The sequence below is a fragment of the Streptomyces sp. NPDC087300 genome (genome assembly GCF_044744425.1).
In the GTDB taxonomy this organism is placed as follows: domain Bacteria; phylum Actinomycetota; class Actinomycetes; order Streptomycetales; family Streptomycetaceae; genus Streptomyces.
Map to the genome: position 1 here is coordinate 379,382 of NZ_JBIUYI010000003.1, position 15,146 is coordinate 394,527.

Consider the following 15,146-nt stretch of genomic DNA (forward strand, 5'->3'; position numbering starts at 1 on the left):
TCAAGAGGTGGTGGCCGTACGTCGTTGGACGAGCACCGCGGCGACGATGATCGCGCCCTTGGCGATCTGCTGGGTCGCGGTCTCCAGGTTGTTGAGGGCGAAGATGTTCTGGATCGTGGTGAAGATCAGCACGCCGAGCACGGAGCCGATGATGGTGCCGCGACCGCCGCTCAGCAGGGTGCCGCCGATGATCGCCGCGGCGATGGCGTCCAGCTCGTAGAGGTTGCCGTTGGTGTTCTGGCCCGAGCCGGCCAGGACGATCAGGAGGAAGGCCGCGATGCCGCAGCACAGCCCGGAGAGCAGATAGAGGTAGAGGCGCTGCCTGCGGACGTCGATGCCGGCCAGGCGCGCCGCCTCCGCGTTGCCGCCGACCGCCACGGAGCGGCGGCCGAAGGTGGTGCGGTTCAGGAGCAGCCAGCCGATCACGGTGACACCGGCGAAGACCAGGACGAGCGGCGGGATGCCGAGGACGTAGGAGTCGCGCAGGCCCAGGTCCAGGACGCTGTCCACGGTGACCATCTGGGTCTTGCCGTCGGTGATCTGGAGCGCGAGGCCGCGGCCCGAGGCCAGCATGGCGAGGGTGGCGATGAACGGCACCACCCCGCCGTACGCGATGAGCAGGCCGTTCACCAGGCCGCATCCCATGCCGACGATGACGGCCGTGAACAGGATGCCGGCGAAGCCGTACTCCTGGGTGGCCACCGTCGTCGCCCACACCGAGGCCAGCGCGACGATCGCGCCGACCGACAGGTCGATGCCACCGGAGATGATCACGAACGTCATGCCGACGGTGACGACACCGATGACGGAGGCCTGGGTGAGGACCAGTTGCACGTTGTCGGTGTCGAGGAACGAGTCGGGCTGGGTGATCCCGCCGATCACGATCAGCGCGACGAGCACGCCGAGCAACGAGAACGTGCGCACGTCGAAGCGGACCAGCTTGCTGCGCCACGGCCGTCCGCCGTCGGCGGGGGTGCTCTTGCGGGTGGCGGCCTCGGCCGCCGGGGCTGGCTGGGTCATGCCGCCGGGCTCCCTTCGAGTACGAGGTCGAGTACGCGGTGTTCGTCGAGGTCACGGGCGGGCGCGGTGTGCACGACGCGGCCCTCGCGGAGGACCAGGACGCGGTCGGCGAGGCCGAGCACCTCGGGCACCTCGCTGGAGACCATGAGGACGGCGAGGCCCTCGTCGGCCAGGCGGCGGATCACCGCGTAGAGCTCGGCGCGGGCCCCGACGTCGACGCCCCTGGTCGGCTCGTCGAGCAGCAGGACGCGGCAGCCGCGCAGCAGCCAGCGGGCCAGGACGGCCTTCTGCTGGTTACCGCCGGACAGGGTGCGCACGGGGACGGACGGATCGTCGGGGCGCAGGGACAGTTCGCGTGTCGCGGCGTGCGCGGCCGCGCGCTCTTCACCACGGTCGAGCCAACCGCCGCGCGAGAATCGGGACATGGAGGAGACCGACACGTTGCGGGTGACGGACTCCAGCATCAGCAGGGCCTGCGCCTTGCGTTCCTCGGGGGCGAGCCCGAGCCCCGCACGGACGGCCGCGCGCACGCTGCCGGGCCGCAACACCCGCCCCTCCACCGCGACTTGACCCGCGCTCGGCTTGCGCGCACCGTAGATCGTCTCCAGGATCTCGGAGCGCCCCGAGCCGACGAGTCCGGCCAGGCCCACGATCTCGCCGGGGCGCAGATCGAGGTCGAGCGCCGCGAACTCGCCGTCCCGCGCGAGGCCGCGCACGTTCAACACCGGTTCGGGCGAATCCTGTTGGGCGGCGTCTCGGACGGGCCTCTCCGGGAAGACGTACTCGACGTTGCGGCCCGTCATCATCGCCACCACGTCCTTGGTCGGCGTGCTCTTGGCGGGCAGGCCGCCCGCGACGGCGCGTCCGTCCTTGAGGACGGTGACCCGGTCGCCGATGCGGCGGATCTCTTCGAGGCGGTGGGAGATGTAGACGACGGCGACGCCGTCCGCCGTGAGGTCGGTGACGATGCGGAAGAGGTTGTCGACCTCGTCGGGGTCGAGGGCCGCGGACGGCTCGTCCATGACGATGAGCCGCACCTCGTGGGAGAGCGCGCGGGCCATCGAGACAATCTGCTGCTGGGCGGCGGAGAAGTCACCCACGAGCCGCCCCGGGTCGATCTCGCCATGGCCAAGTCGCTTGAGGAGAGCGGCAGTTGAGGCTCTGGCCGCGCGGCCGCGGACCACGAATCCGGCGGACGTCGGCTCGTGCCCGAGGTACACGTTCTCGGCGACGGACAGCCCCTCCACCAGGTCGAGTTCCTGGTAGATGGTGGCGATGCCGCGCCGCATGGCGGCGATCGGCGAGCGGAGCGTGGTGCGCTCCCCGCGCCAGGCGATCTCTCCGTCGTCGGGCTGGTGGACACCCGCGAGGACCTTGATGAGAGTGGACTTCCCGGCGCCGTTCTGGCCGAGGAGGCAGTGCACTTCGCCCGCCAGGACCTGGAGGTCGACGCCGTCCAGGGCGCGGACTCCGGGGAACGACTTGGTGATGCCGGACATGGTGAGCAGGGGTGGTTCTGGTGCCATGACGGTTCCCCTAGGCAGGTGCGTGCGTGCCGGTTTCAGGGCAGGGCAGAGCAGGGCGCTGTGCTGGGTGGGGTGTTTCCGGGCGCGGCGCCGCCGCGCGCGTAACCGGTGCTGGTGTGGTGGTGCCGCGTGCGCGGGGCGCGTGCGGGTGTAGCGGCCGGGCCGGGGGAGGTCAGGCCGGGGAGAACAGGTGGTCGCTGATGAGCCGGGCGCCGCCGATGACTCCGGCGGTCGGCCCCAACTCGCCGAGCACGATGGGGAGGTTGCCGGTCGCCAGGGGCAGCGACTGGCGGTAGACCTGGGTGCGAATGGCGGCGAGCAGCGTGTGGCCGAGGCCGGTCACCCCGCCGCCGATCACCACGAGACCGGGGTTGAAGAAGCTGACGAGCCCCGCGATGACCTGCCCGGTGCGGTTGCCGCCCGCCCGGATGAGGTCGAGCGCGGTGGCGTCCCCCGCGGCGGCGGCCGCCGCGACGTCGACGGCGCTGAGCCGCCCCGCCTCGTCGAGCCGCGCGGCGAGCTCCGCCGAACGTCCCTCCCTGGCCGCCTCCTCGGCGTCGCGGGCGAGCGCCGCGCCGCTGAAGTAGGCCTCCAGGCAGCCCTTGTTGCCGCAGGCGCAGGGGCGTCCGTCCGGTTCGGCCTGGATGTGGCCGATGTCGCCGGCGCTGCCCGTCGTACCGCGGTAGACCTCGCCGCCGACGACGATGCCGCAGCCGATGCCGGTACCGATCTTGACGCAGAGGAAGTCGCCCACGGAGCGTGCGACGCCCGCGTGCTGCTCCCCCATCGCCATGAGGTTCACGTCGTTGTCGACCATGACGGGACAGCCCAGGTCCTGGCTGAGGGCCTCCCGTACGGGGAAGCCGTCCCATCCCGGCATGATCGGCGGGGCGACCGGTACGCCCTCGGGGAAGCGGACGGGCCCGGGGACGCCGATCCCGGCGCCGTCGAACCCTTCCGCGAGCCCGGTGGCCTTCAGTTTGGCCGCCATGGCGAGGACCTGCTCGAAGACCGCGACCGGGCCTTCGCGCACGTCCATGGGCTGGTTGATGTGCCCGAGCACCTCCAGCTCGGCGTTGGTGACCGCGACGTCGATCGAGGTCGCGCCGATGTCCACGCCGAGGAAGCGGAGGGCGGGGGCGAGGCGGATGTTGTGGGAGCGGCGGCCGCCGCGCGAGGCGGCGAGTCCGTCGGCGACCACGAGTCCGGTCTCCAGGAGCCGGTCCACCTCGACGGCCAGCTTCGACCGGGAGAGGTCGACCTGATCGCCCAGCTGGGCACGGGAGTTGGGTCCCCCGTCACGCAAGAGCCGCAACAATCGCGCCTGGTGCGCGTTGGCGGGTCGAGCCGTCATACGTCTCACGCGCCCCTCCCGCCTCTTCGGGCTGCCAGTTCTCCACGCCCTTCGACAACGCCGTTGCCTTCGGGCCTCCTTCAAGCTTTCGAGGGGAACGTAGCAGTGCCTGCCGGGGGTGGGAAGAAGTTGCGCGGGAATTACCCATGACTTTCTCCAGTCACAGGACAAAGGTGGGCGGACGGCGCCGCGGGGACGGCTCTGGAGACGCCCCTGCGAAGCCCTGTGCTCCCGATCCCTACCTGGGTTCGCGGAGCATGCACCACGTGCGCGGGCCGTTGCCCGGCAGGTTGATCTCCGCGGTGACGGCGAAGCCGAGCCGCTCGTAGAACGCCACGTTGCGCTCGGTCGACGTCTCCAGGAAGGCGGGGTAACCCGCGCGGTCGGCCGCCTCGATGCCGGGCCTGATCACCGCGCGGCCCAGGCCCTGGCCCTGCGCGTCGGGGTCCACGCCGACCGTGGCGAGGAACCACACGGGACGCCGCGGGCGGAGCGGCCGCAGCGCGCGGTCGGCCGCATCGAACCAGGCCGCGCGGGAACCGGCGAGCTCGCCGATCAGCGGCCCCACGGCGGCGAAGCCGGGCCCGGGGTCGCGCTCGGGCGTGGTCCACACGGCCACCGCCCGCCCGGCTCCCGCGACCCAGACGCGCCCGTAGACCATCCCGATGCGGGTGAGGAAGATTTCCTGGAAGCGGCGGACGCGCTCCTCGTGGCCGTCGGCGTCGACCACGTGCCGGGTGAAGGGGTAGTCGGCGAAGGCCCGCGCCAGCGTCCTGACGGCCGTCGGGACGTCTTCGCTGATCACGGGCCGTATGCGATGGTTCGTGCTGCTCACGTCGCTGGTCACGTCGCCTCTCCCACCCTGTCGCCGGATCTCCCTCCGGAAGAACGGTCGGAGCGGTGCGCGCGTTCCGGCCTGCCGGGCTCAGCCCCGGTCGCGCTGGTGGTACGTCCTGCGGGTGTGTTCCGTGTGGGCGCGCATGATGTCGGTGGCCCGCTGTTCGTCGCGCCCGGCGATCGCCGCGATCAGTTCGCGGTGCTCGATCCAGGACTGGCTGCCGCGCTGCCGGGCGACCGGCGTGTAGTACCAGCGGACCCTGCGGTCCACCTGCCCGGCGAGTTCGGCGAGCACCACGTTGCCCGCGAGTTCCATCACCTTGGCGTGGAAGTCCGCGTTGAGCGTCACCACCTGGTCCACGTCGCCGTCGGCGACGGCCTGTTCGCCCTTGGCGCAGAGCTCGTCGAGCGCGGAGATGCCCGCGGTGCCGGCGTTCGCGGCGGCGAGCCGGGCGGCCTCGGCCTCCAGGAGCGTACGGACCGTCAGGAGCTGGTCCGCCTCCTCCTCGGTCGGCTCGTGCACGAAGGCGCCCTGGGCGGGGCGCAGATCGACCCAGCCCTCGGTGTTGAGGCGCTGCAAGGCCTCGCGGACCGGCTGCCGTGAGACGCCCAGGTGCCCGGCGAGCTCGCTCTCGACGAGGTGCTGTCCCGGCTGGAGCGAGCGGGTCGTGATGAGTTCGAGCAGCGCCTCGTAGACACGTTCCCTGAGCGGCCCGGGGCGTTCGAGCTTGGGCACCGCCCCCTGCGGCAGTCCTGTGGACAACATCGCGGTCCCCTCCTCGACGATTGCCTTTTGTCTACAGTCTACGAGCTACAGGGGCCAGTGCCAGGGGGAGTTGAGCCCGTCACACCCGCACGCGTGACGCGTTCCCGTCGCCTACGCGCGGCGCGGCTCAGGGACAGCGCACGACCTGCCCCGCGTACGACAGGTTCCCGCCGAAGCCGAAGAGCAGCACCGGGTCGCCCGACCTGATCTCGCCGCGCTCCACCAGCTTGGACAGGGCCATGGGGATGCTCGCGGCCGAGGTGTTGCCGGAGTCGACGACATCGCGCGCGACGACCGCGTTCACGGCGCCGATGCGCTCGGCGAGCGGCTCGATGATGCGCAGGTTCGCCTGGTGCAGGACCACGCCCGCGAGGTCGGCGGGGGTGAGACCGGCGCGCTCGCAGGCCGCGCGGGCCAGCGGCGGCAGCTGCGTGGTGGCCCAGCGGTAGACGCTCTGGCCCTCCTGGGCGAAGCGCGGCGGGGTGCCCTCGATGCGGACGGCGTTGCCCATCTCGGGCACCGAACCCCACAGGACGGGACCGATGCCGGGCTCCTCGCCGGGACCGCACGCCTCGACCACCGCGGCGCCCGCGCCGTCACCGGTCAGGACGCAGGTGGTGCGGTCCGTCCAGTCGGTGACCTGCGACATCTTGTCCGCGCCGATGACCAGCGCGCGGGTCGCCGCCCCGGCCCGCACCGTGTGGTCGGCGGTGGCGAGGGCGTGCGTGAAGCCCGCGCAGACCACGTTGAGGTCCATCGCGGAGGGCGAGGGGATGCCGAGCCGCGCGGAGACCCGGGCCGCCATGTTCGGCGACCTGTCGATGGCCGTGGAGGTGGCGACCAGGACCAGGTCGATGGCGTCCGGGGTCAGGCCCGCGGCGGCCAGCGCCTTGCCGCCCGCGTGCGCGGCCAGCTCGTCGACGGGTTCCTCGGGTCCCGCGACGTGGCGGGTGCGGATGCCGACCCGGGAGCGGATCCACTCGTCGCTGGTGTCGACCACCCCCGCCAGATCCGCGTTGGTGAGCACCTTGGCGGGCTGATAGTGGCCGACGGCGACGATGCGCGAGCCGTGCATGTACGGATCCCCTTTGTGTTGCCGGAGCTGCGGGATCCTCCAGTCTGCTCAGCGACTGACGAGTAACGGGGTACGTAATGTGACAGGAAAGGCGCGCCTCGTTTGGATGCTTCTCATCATCGTGTCACCCGGTGAACAGCTGAGTGGCCTTGTGTACGAGTTCGTAGAGACCGTAGGCGAGCGGAATACCCACCCATAGCCACGCGAAAAGGGTCAGCGCGCGGCGGCTAGGGGGCGGTGCGCTCTGTGGCGTGCGGGTCGTGCTGGCCATCGGGGTCCTCCTTCGGGGCGGGCACGTGGTGGCGGGGGTGGACGGGCCGGACGAGTTCGTTGGCGACGAAGCCCACGACGAGCAGGCCGATCATGATCGTGAAGGAGAGGCCGTAGAGCGCGGAGCCGTGCTTGCCCGCCTCCTCCTGGTGGTCGGCGACCCGGTTCACGATCAGCGGTCCGAGGACCCCCGCCGTGGACCAGGCGGTGAGCAGCCTGCCGTGGATGGCGCCGACCTGGTAGGTCCCGAAGAGGTCCTTGAGATAGGCGGGGACGGTCGCGAAGCCGCCGCCGTAGAACGAGAGGATCACCAGCGCGCAGATGACGAAGAGCGGCTTCGAGCCGTCCCCGAAGCGCGCGATCAGGAGATACATGACCGCGCCGACACCGAGGTAGACCCGGTAGACGTTCTTGCGGCCGATCAGGTCGGACGCCGACGACCAGCCGATGCGTCCCGCCATGTTGGCCGCCGAGAGCAGGGCGACGAAGCCGGCCGCCGCGGAGACGGACACGGGCGTGGCGGTGTCCGCGAAGAAGTCCGTGATCATCGGGGCGGCCTTCTCCAGGATGCCGATGCCCGCGGTCACGTTCATGCACAGGACCACCCACAGGCACCAGAACTGCGGGGTGCGCACGGCGGAGCGCGCGGAGACCTGCGGCCCGTCGAGCGCGCCGGGCCCGCCCGCCTGGTGCGCTCCTTCCGTACGCGGCACGCGCACCAGGAACACACCGAGCGACATGAAGACGGCGTACGTCAGGCCGTGCACCAGGAACGCGAGCGCGATGCCGTGCCCGTCGGTGCCGAAGGAGTCCAGCATCCGGGCCGACCACGGCGAGGCGATGAGCGCGCCGCCGCCGAAGCCCATGATCGCGATGCCGGTGGCCATGCCGGGGCGATCGGGGAACCACTTGATCAGGGTGGAGACCGGGGAGATGTAGCCGATGCCGAGGCCGATCCCGCCGACGAAGCCGTAGCCGAACACGATCAGCCAGTACTGGCCGGTCGCGGCGCCGAGGGCGGCGAGCAGGAAGCCGGAGGAGAAGCAGACGAGGGCGACGGTCATGGCCCAGCGCGGTCCGTTGCGCTCGACGAGCGTGCCGCCGAACGCGGCGGACAGGCCGAGCATCACGATGCCGAGCTGGAAGGGCAGCGCGCTCTGGGTGCCGCTGAGGTCGAGGGCGGATTCGAGGGGCGGTTTGAAGACGCTCCAGGCGTATGCCTGGCCGATGGAGAGATGCACCGATAGGGCGGCGGGCGGCACGAGCCAGCGGCTCCAGCCGGGGGGTGCGACGGGGGGCCTCATGATCCCGAACGGTAGGAACCGACGGCGGAGTTGGGAAGGGGGTTCACACGATCGGTCGACGGTATGCAATGTCCTCCGCGCCCCTTGCCGCCCCAACTTCCATACTGTAGACAATATTCCGTAGACGTCTTCTCCCTACGGCCCCCGCGGCGGCCCCCGCTCCACGGCGTACGCACTCCCCCCACTCCCCCACGTTCCTCGGATCCCTCAACCGAACGGAGCGCCCCACCGTGAAAGTCGCAGTCCTCGGTGCCGGTGCGATCGGCGCCTACGTCGGAGCCGCGCTGCACCGCGCGGGTGCCGACGTCCATCTGGTAGCCCGTGGACCCCACTTGGCGGCCATGAGGCAGCACGGAGTACGAGTCCTCAGCCCGCGCGGCGACTTCACCGCGCGGGCCCACGCCACCGACGACCCGGCGGACATCGGCCCTGTCGACTTCGTCTTCCTGGGCCTGAAGGCCCACTCGTACGCGGCGTGCGGGCCGCTGATCGAGCCCCTGCTCCACGAGTCGACCGCGGTGGTCGCCGCGCAGAACGGCATCCCCTGGTGGTACTTCCACCGGCACGGCGGCCCGCACGAAGGACACCGCGTCGAGAGCGTCGACCCGGGCGGCGCGGTCAGTGCGGTGCTCGCGCCCGAACGGGCCGTCGGCTGCGTGGTGTACGCGGCCACCGAACTCGAAGACCCCGGCGTGGTACGCCACTTGGAAGGCACCAGGTTCTCCGTCGGCGAGCCGGACCGCTCACGCTCCGCGCGCTGCGCCGCCTTCAGCGAGGCCATGGTGGCGGGCGGCCTCAAGTGCCCGGTCGAGCCCGAACTCCGCGCCGACATCTGGATCAAGCTGCTCGGCAACATCTCCTTCAACCCGATCAGCGCGCTCGCCCGCGCCACGATGCGCGAGATGTGCCTGCACGGCGGCACCCGGCGCGTCATCGAGATCATGATGACCGAGACGCTCTCGGTGGCCGCGGCCCTGGGCTGCGAGCCCGACATCTCCGTGGAGCGCCGGCTCGCGGGCGCCGAGCGCGTCGGTGACCACCGCACCTCCACCCTCCAGGACCTGGAGCGCGGCAAGCCCCTCGAACTGGACGTGCTGCTCGCCGCCGTCGTGGAGCTCGCGGACATCACCGGTGTCCCCGTGCCGACGCTGCGCACCGTGCACGCCATCTCGGACCTGCTCGCCCTGAGGACAGCCGCATGACGCCGATGAGGACTGCCGCATGAGCAAGAAACGTGACCGGACCCCCAAGACGTACACCCGACTCACCCACCCGCTGGTCCGCGACTCCCGCGACGAGCCGTTCCGCCGGGCCACCTGGGACGAGGCGCTGGCCCGCGCGGCGGCAGGGCTCGGCGCGGCCCGCGGCGCCTTCGGGATGTTCTCCTGCGCCCGCGCGACCAACGAGATGAACTACGTGGCGCAGAAGTTCGCCCGGGTCGTGATGGGCACCAACAACGTCGACTCCTGCAACCGCACCTGTCACGCGCCGAGCGTCGCGGGCCTCTCCGCGGCCTTCGGTTCGGGCGGCGGCACCTCCTCGTACGAAGAGGTGGAGCACACCGACCTCGTCGTGATGTGGGGCTCCAACGCCCGCTTCGCGCACCCGATCTTCTTCCAGCACGTGCTGCGCGGCATCAGGAACGGCGCGCGGATGTACGCGGTCGACCCGCGCCGCACCAAGACCGCCGAGTGGGCCGAGAGTTGGCTCGGTCTCAACGTCGGCACGGACATCCCGATGGCGCACGCGATCGGCCGCGAGATCATCCACGCGGGCCTCGCCAACCGGGCTTTCATCGAGCGGGCGACGACGGGCTTCGACGACTACGCGGCCCTGGTCGAGCCGTGGACGCTGTCGCTCGCCGAGAAGGTGACGGGCGTACCGGCCGCGGCGATAAGGGAGTTGGCGCACGCCTACGCGCGGGCCGAGCGGGCCCAGTTGTGCTGGACGCTCGGCATCACCGAGCACCACAACGGCACGGACAACGTGCGCGCCCTGATCAACCTGTCGCTGCTGACCGGGCACGTGGGCCGCTTCGGCTCGGGGTTGCAGCCGCTGCGCGGGCAGAACAACGTGCAGGGCGGCGGTGACATGGGCGCCATCCCCAACCGTCTGCCCGGCTTCCAGGACATCCTCGACCCCGCCGCCCGGCTGAAGTTCGAGTCGGCGTGGGACACCGTCATCCAGCCCCGCTACGGCCTCACCCTCACCGAGATGTTCGAGGCGATGGAGGAGGGCACGCTCAAGGCCGTCTACTGCATCGGCGAGAACCCCGCGCAGTCGGAGGCCGACAGCGAGCAGGCCGTGCGCCGCATGCGGGCCCTCGACTTCCTCGTCGTGCAGGACATCTTCCTCACCAAGACCGCCGAGCTGGCGGACGTCGTCCTGCCCGCCACCGCGGGCTGGGCGGAGACCGACGGCACGACGACCAACAGCGAGCGGCGGGTGCAGCGGGTGCGCAGGGCGGTGCGGCCGCCCGGCGAGGCCCGCGAGGACATCGACATCATCTGCGAGCTGGCCGGGCTCCTCGGGCACGAGTGGAAGTACGCGGACGCGCGGGCCGTCTGGGACGAGCTGCGGTCCGTCTCGCCCGACCACCACGGCATGACGTACGACCGTCTCGAAGCCCTCCAGGGCATCCAGTGGCCCTGCCCCGACGAGGACCGCGTCGAACCGACCTACCTGCACGGCAGGTTGTGGGACCCGGACCCCGAACGCCGGGGCGCCCTGGCCCCCTTCGGCCTCGTCGTCCACGACCCGCCGGTCGACCTGACCGACGAGACGTATCCGATCCGGCTGACCACGGGCCGGCGCCTGGACTCCTACAACACCGGTGTGCAGAGCGGAAGTTTCGCCTCTCCGCTGCGGCGCGGCGAGTATGTCGAGCTGTGCCCGGAGGACGCCGAACGGTACGGCGTCGTGGTGGGCGAGGAGGTCAGGGTCTCCTCACGGCGCGGCACGGTGACGGCCCCCGTCTGGGTCGACCCCGGCCTGCGCCCCGGTCTGGCCTTCATGACCATGCACTTTCCCGACGAGGTGGACACCAACCAGCTGACGATCGAGGCGAACTGTCCGATCGCGGGGACGGCGGAGTTCAAGGCGTCGGCGATCCGGATCGACAAGCTGACCGTGTCCGTGAGGTGAGGTGAGGTGACGTATGGATCTGCGCTTCGGTGACAGCAAGCCGACGGACGAGGAGCGGGCGGCCGTCGACGCGGTGCTCGGTCCGCCCGGGTCCGCGTGGGAGGGCGCCGCCGACCGCAGCGACGCGGACCTGCGCTGGGCCAGGGGCGGCCGGGCGGCGCGCGAACGGCGGGACCTGCTGCTGCCGGGGCTGCACGCGCTCAACGACCGGGCGGGCTGGATCAGCGAGGGCGGCCTCGACTACTTGTGCAGGCGCCTGACGGTTCCGCCCGCGGAGGGCTACGGGGTGGCCACGTTCTACTCCATGTTCTCGGTGCGGCCGAGGCCCGCGACGGTGGTGCGGGTGTGTACGGATCTGGCGTGCGGGGGCGCGGAGTTGTGCGGAACCGTGACGGAGCGGCTCGGCTCCGCGCCGGGCGTGAGGGTGGAGGCGAGCCCCTGCCTGGGGCTGTGCGAGAGGGCGCCTGCGGCGCTGGTGGTACGGGCGGGGTGTCGGCGTTCCGCACCGGGGCCGGAGTCATCACCGGCTCCGCCGAGTTCGTCCTCGAACGCCGGACGGGCTGAATATTCCGCCCCGGCCGGACCGAATCCGGGTAGGGGCGGGAGCGGGGAGGAAACCTACGTCACCGCCACCGTCGCCCCCGCCGCACCCGACACCCTCACCCGAGCCGCCCTCACCCCCGATGCCGCCCCCGCCGAGCCCCCGGCGTCCCTCTCCGTCCCCCAAGCAGGCCAAGAAGGACTGATCCTCCTCAAGCGCATCGGCACCGTGGATCCGTCGTCCCTGGACGACTACCGCGCGCACGGCGGCTACACCGCCCTGCGCCGCGCCTTCGCCATCGGCCCCGCCGAGGTCATCAGGGAGGTCACGGAGTCCGGACTCCTCGGCAGGGGCGGCGCCGCCTTCCCCACGGGCAGGAAGTGGGCGGCCACCGCCGCCCAGCCCGACCGCCCGCACTACCTCGTCTGCAACGCCGACGAGTCCGAGCCCGGCACCTTCAAGGACCGGGTGCTCATGGAGGGCGATCCGTACGCGCTGGTCGAGGCGATGACCGTCGCGGGGTACGCGGTCGGCGCCCACCGGGGCTACCTCTATCTGCGCGGCGAGTATCCGCGCGCCCTGCGCCGCCTGGAGCACGCCGTCGCCCAGGCACGCGCGCGTGGCCTGCTCGGCGACGACGTGCTCGGCCAGGGGTACGCCTTCGACATCGAGATCCGGCGCGGCGCCGGCGCCTACATCTGCGGCGAGGAGACCGCCCTGTTCAACTCCATCGAGGGGTACCGGGGGGAGCCACGCTCGAAGCCGCCGTTCCCCGTGGAGAAGGGCCTGTTCGGCAAGCCCACCGCCGAGAACAACGTGGAGACCCTCGTCAACGTGCTGCCCATCCTCACCATGGGCGCCCGCGCGTACGCCGCGATCGGCACGGAGAAGTCCACCGGGCCCAAGCTCTTCTGCGTCTCGGGGAGCGTCGAACGGCCCGGCACCTACGAGCTGCCGTTCGGCGCCACCCTCGGCGAGCTCCTGGCCCTCGCGGGAAAGCCCGGCAACCTCCGAGCCGTCCTGCTCGGCGGCGCGGCAGGCGGTTTCGTACGGCCCGACGAACTCGGCATCCCGCTCACCTTCGAGGGCACCAGGGGCGCCGGGACCACCCTCGGTTCCGGCGTGGTGCTGGCCCTCGACGACACCGTGCCGCTCCCCCGCGTCCTGCTGCGCATCGCGGAGTTCTTCCGTGACGAGTCGTGCGGCCAGTGCGTGCCGTGCCGGGTCGGCACCGTGCGGCAGGAGGAGGCCCTGCACCGCATCGTCGGGCGCACCGGCGCCGCCGCCGCGGGTGACATCGCGCTGCTCCGCGAGGTGGGGCAGGCCATGCGGGACGCCTCGATCTGCGGTCTTGGCCAGACCGCGTGGAACGCCGTGGAATCCGCCATCGACCGCTTGGGGGCGTACGAATGACCGCGATCCCGCTTCAACCGCCGCGCCGTCTGGTGGAGTTCACCCTGGACGGCCAGGAGGCCCGGGTGCCGGAGGGAGCCACGATCCTCGACGCCTGCCGGGCCGCGGGCAAGGTCGTGCCGACGCTCTGCGAGGGCGACACGCTCACTCCGAAGAACGCCTGCCGGGTCTGTGTCGTGGAGGTGGCGGGTGCCCGCACCCTGGCCCCCGCCTGTTCCCGCAGGGCGGAGCCGGGCATGAGCGTGCTCACCGACACCGAGCGCACCCGGCACAGCCGCAAGATCGTGCTCGAACTCCTCGCCTCCTCCGTCGACCTGTCGACGACGCCGAAGGTCGCGCTCTGGCTCAAGGAGTACGAGGCGAAGCCCGAGCGGTTCGGCGCCGACGCGGCCCGGCTGAACGAGGAGCCCAAGGTCGACAACGACCTGTACGTGCGGGACTACGACAAGTGCATCCTCTGCTACAAGTGCGTGGACGCCTGCGGTGAGCAGTGGCAGAACACCTTCGCGATCGCGGTGGCGGGCCGCGGCTTCGACGCCCGGATCGCCGTGGAGCACGACGCGCCGCTGACCGACTCGGCGTGCGTGTACTGCGGGAACTGCGTCGAGGTCTGCCCCACGGGCGCGCTCAGCTTCAAGTCGGAGTTCGACATGCGGGCCGCGGGTACCTGGGACGAGTCCGCGCAGACCGAGACGACCACGGTCTGTGCCTACTGCGGAGTCGGCTGCAACCTGACACTGCACGTGCAGGACAATGAGATCGTGAAGGTCACCTCGCCGCACGACAACCCGGTGACCCACGGCAACCTCTGCATCAAGGGCCGCTTCGGCTACCAGCACGTACAGAACCGGGACTGATCAAGACATGGGACGAGTCACGGAGCGACGCAAGGTCATCCGGATCCGGGACGGGCGGGTCTCGCAGCGCCCCGACACCTTGGTCGCCGAGGAACCCCTGGAGATCCGGCTCAACGGCAAGGCGCTCGCCATCACCATGCGCACCCCGGGCGACGACTTCGCGCTCGCGGCGGGCTTCCTGGTGAGCGAGGGCGTGCTCGGCTCCGCCGCCGAGCTCCAGTCGATCGTGTACTGCGCGGGGGCCACCGAGGACGGCTCGAACACGTACAACGTGGTGGACGTGCGGACGGCGCCCGGCGTCGTGCTCCCCGACATCACCCTCGAACGCAACGTGTACACCACCTCGTCCTGCGGCCTGTGCGGCAAGGCGAGCCTGGACGCGGTGCGCACCACGGCCCGCTTCCCGATCTCCGACGCTCCCCCGGTCCGGCTCGACGTCGAACTGCTCGCGAGCCTCCCCGACCGGCTGCGCGCCTCGCAGCGCGTCTTCGACAGGACCGGGGGTCTGCACGCCGCCGCGCTCTTCTCGGAGGAGGGCGAGCTGCTCGACATACGGGAGGACGTGGGGCGGCACAACGCCGTCGACAAGCTGGTCGGCCGCGCCCTTCAGGACGGGCGGCTCCCGCTGTCCCGTGCGGTCCTGCTGGTCTCCGGGCGTGCCTCCTTCGAGCTCGCGCAGAAGGCGGTGATGGCGGGCATCCCGGTGCTCGCCGCCGTCTCCGCGCCGTCCTCGCTCGCGGTCGACCTGGCCGTCGAGACCGGCCTGACCCTGGTCGGCTTCCTGCGCGGCTCCTCCATGAACGTGTACGCGGGCGAGCACCGCGTCGCCCTGCGGGCCGCGGCCTCCCAGGGCTGACCCGGACTCCCCCGCCGCACGGCGGCGGCGTCCCGGCCGGCGGGGAGCGCCCCCTGCGCCGGCCGGGCCCCTGCCCTACGCCTGTTGGCGGCCGCGGCCGCCGTCGCGCAGCGCGCCACGAGCCGCTTCCCCTTGTCCGTGACGGTGATCGCGTTCTTGCGCCGACGCGGCGCAGGCGCACGC

The 15,146-nt window shown here is 71.6% G+C and carries 12 protein-coding genes; 5 read left to right on the top strand and 7 right to left on the bottom strand.

Features of this window, described 5'->3' with window-relative positions:
* From ACIO9J_RS12505 to ACIO9J_RS12535, 7 genes are all read right to left on the bottom strand, one after another.
* The gene (locus tag ACIO9J_RS12505) at window positions 1–1,020 is read right to left on the bottom strand and encodes an ABC transporter permease (RefSeq protein WP_401996778.1); all 1,020 of its coding nucleotides are present in this window, start codon (window positions 1,018–1,020) and stop codon (window positions 1–3) included.
* Window positions 1,017–2,546: a sugar ABC transporter ATP-binding protein gene (locus ACIO9J_RS12510; protein WP_401996781.1), complete on the bottom strand. Its 1,530-nt coding sequence runs from the start codon at window positions 2,544–2,546 to the stop codon at window positions 1,017–1,019. The genes ACIO9J_RS12505 and ACIO9J_RS12510 overlap by 4 nt, the downstream gene beginning before the upstream one ends.
* 172 nt (window positions 2,547–2,718) lie before the next feature.
* The gene (locus ACIO9J_RS12515) at window positions 2,719–3,900 is read right to left on the bottom strand and encodes an ROK family protein (protein WP_401996783.1); all 1,182 of its coding nucleotides are present in this window, start codon (window positions 3,898–3,900) and stop codon (window positions 2,719–2,721) included.
* A 238-nt stretch (window positions 3,901–4,138) separates the two neighbouring features.
* Complete coding sequence (locus tag ACIO9J_RS12520) at window positions 4,139–4,705, bottom strand: GNAT family N-acetyltransferase (RefSeq protein WP_401996786.1); 567 nt, start codon at window positions 4,703–4,705, stop codon at window positions 4,139–4,141.
* Between the two features lie 120 nt (window positions 4,706–4,825).
* Window positions 4,826–5,503, bottom strand: a complete 678-nt coding sequence (locus ACIO9J_RS12525) for a GntR family transcriptional regulator (RefSeq protein WP_401996789.1) — start codon at window positions 5,501–5,503, stop codon at window positions 4,826–4,828.
* Window positions 5,504–5,630: 127 nt separating this feature from the next.
* Window positions 5,631–6,578: a beta-ketoacyl-ACP synthase III gene (locus ACIO9J_RS12530; RefSeq protein WP_401996792.1), complete on the bottom strand. Its 948-nt coding sequence runs from the start codon at window positions 6,576–6,578 to the stop codon at window positions 5,631–5,633.
* 227 nt (window positions 6,579–6,805) lie between these two features.
* Window positions 6,806–8,152 (bottom strand): OFA family MFS transporter, encoded by a 1,347-nt coding sequence (locus ACIO9J_RS12535; protein ID WP_401996795.1) that lies wholly within the window; start codon window positions 8,150–8,152, stop codon window positions 6,806–6,808.
* Window positions 8,153–8,382: 230 nt separating this feature from the next.
* Between ACIO9J_RS12535 and ACIO9J_RS12540 the strand changes: the two genes are divergently transcribed.
* Genes ACIO9J_RS12540 through fdhD form a run of 5 tightly spaced genes read left to right on the top strand, consistent with a single transcriptional unit; the run spans window position 8,383 to window position 14,963 of the window.
* Window positions 8,383–9,354, top strand: a complete 972-nt coding sequence (locus ACIO9J_RS12540) for a 2-dehydropantoate 2-reductase (protein ID WP_401996798.1) — start codon at window positions 8,383–8,385, stop codon at window positions 9,352–9,354.
* Between the two features lie 19 nt (window positions 9,355–9,373).
* Window positions 9,374–11,296, top strand: a complete 1,923-nt coding sequence (locus ACIO9J_RS12545; protein ID WP_401996801.1) for a molybdopterin oxidoreductase family protein — start codon at window positions 9,374–9,376, stop codon at window positions 11,294–11,296.
* 13 nt (window positions 11,297–11,309) lie between these two features.
* Window positions 11,310–13,250, top strand: a complete 1,941-nt coding sequence (locus ACIO9J_RS12550) for an NADH-ubiquinone oxidoreductase-F iron-sulfur binding region domain-containing protein (protein ID WP_401996804.1) — start codon at window positions 11,310–11,312, stop codon at window positions 13,248–13,250.
* On the top strand, window positions 13,247–14,107 hold the full coding sequence (locus ACIO9J_RS12555; RefSeq protein ID WP_401996806.1) for a 2Fe-2S iron-sulfur cluster-binding protein: 861 nt from the start codon (window positions 13,247–13,249) through the stop codon (window positions 14,105–14,107). The genes ACIO9J_RS12550 and ACIO9J_RS12555 overlap by 4 nt, the downstream gene beginning before the upstream one ends.
* Window positions 14,108–14,114: 7 nt before the next feature.
* A complete protein-coding gene (gene fdhD, locus ACIO9J_RS12560) occupies window positions 14,115–14,963 on the top strand; it encodes a formate dehydrogenase accessory sulfurtransferase FdhD (protein WP_401996809.1) in 849 nt (282 codons plus the stop codon).
* Window positions 14,964–15,146: the final 183 nt, after the last annotated feature.

Excerpts from the sequence above, each read along its gene's own strand:
- ACIO9J_RS12505 (WP_401996778.1), bottom strand. The coding sequence starts at position 1,020 with ATGACCCAGCCAGCCCCGGCGGCCGAGGCCGCCACCCGCAAGAGCACC.
- ACIO9J_RS12510 (WP_401996781.1), bottom strand. The coding sequence starts at position 2,546 with ATGGCACCAGAACCACCCCTGCTCACCATGTCCGGCATCACCAAGTCG.
- ACIO9J_RS12515 (WP_401996783.1), bottom strand. The coding sequence starts at position 3,900 with ATGACGGCTCGACCCGCCAACGCGCACCAGGCGCGATTGTTGCGGCTC.
- ACIO9J_RS12525 (WP_401996789.1), bottom strand. The coding sequence starts at position 5,503 with ATGTTGTCCACAGGACTGCCGCAGGGGGCGGTGCCCAAGCTCGAACGC.
- ACIO9J_RS12530 (WP_401996792.1), bottom strand. The coding sequence starts at position 6,578 with ATGCACGGCTCGCGCATCGTCGCCGTCGGCCACTATCAGCCCGCCAAG.
- ACIO9J_RS12535 (WP_401996795.1), bottom strand. The coding sequence starts at position 8,152 with ATGAGGCCCCCCGTCGCACCCCCCGGCTGGAGCCGCTGGCTCGTGCCG.
- ACIO9J_RS12545 (WP_401996801.1), top strand. The coding sequence starts at position 9,374 with ATGAGCAAGAAACGTGACCGGACCCCCAAGACGTACACCCGACTCACC.
- ACIO9J_RS12550 (WP_401996804.1), top strand. The coding sequence starts at position 11,310 with ATGGATCTGCGCTTCGGTGACAGCAAGCCGACGGACGAGGAGCGGGCG.
- ACIO9J_RS12555 (WP_401996806.1), top strand. The coding sequence starts at position 13,247 with ATGACCGCGATCCCGCTTCAACCGCCGCGCCGTCTGGTGGAGTTCACC.
- fdhD (WP_401996809.1), top strand. The coding sequence starts at position 14,115 with ATGGGACGAGTCACGGAGCGACGCAAGGTCATCCGGATCCGGGACGGG.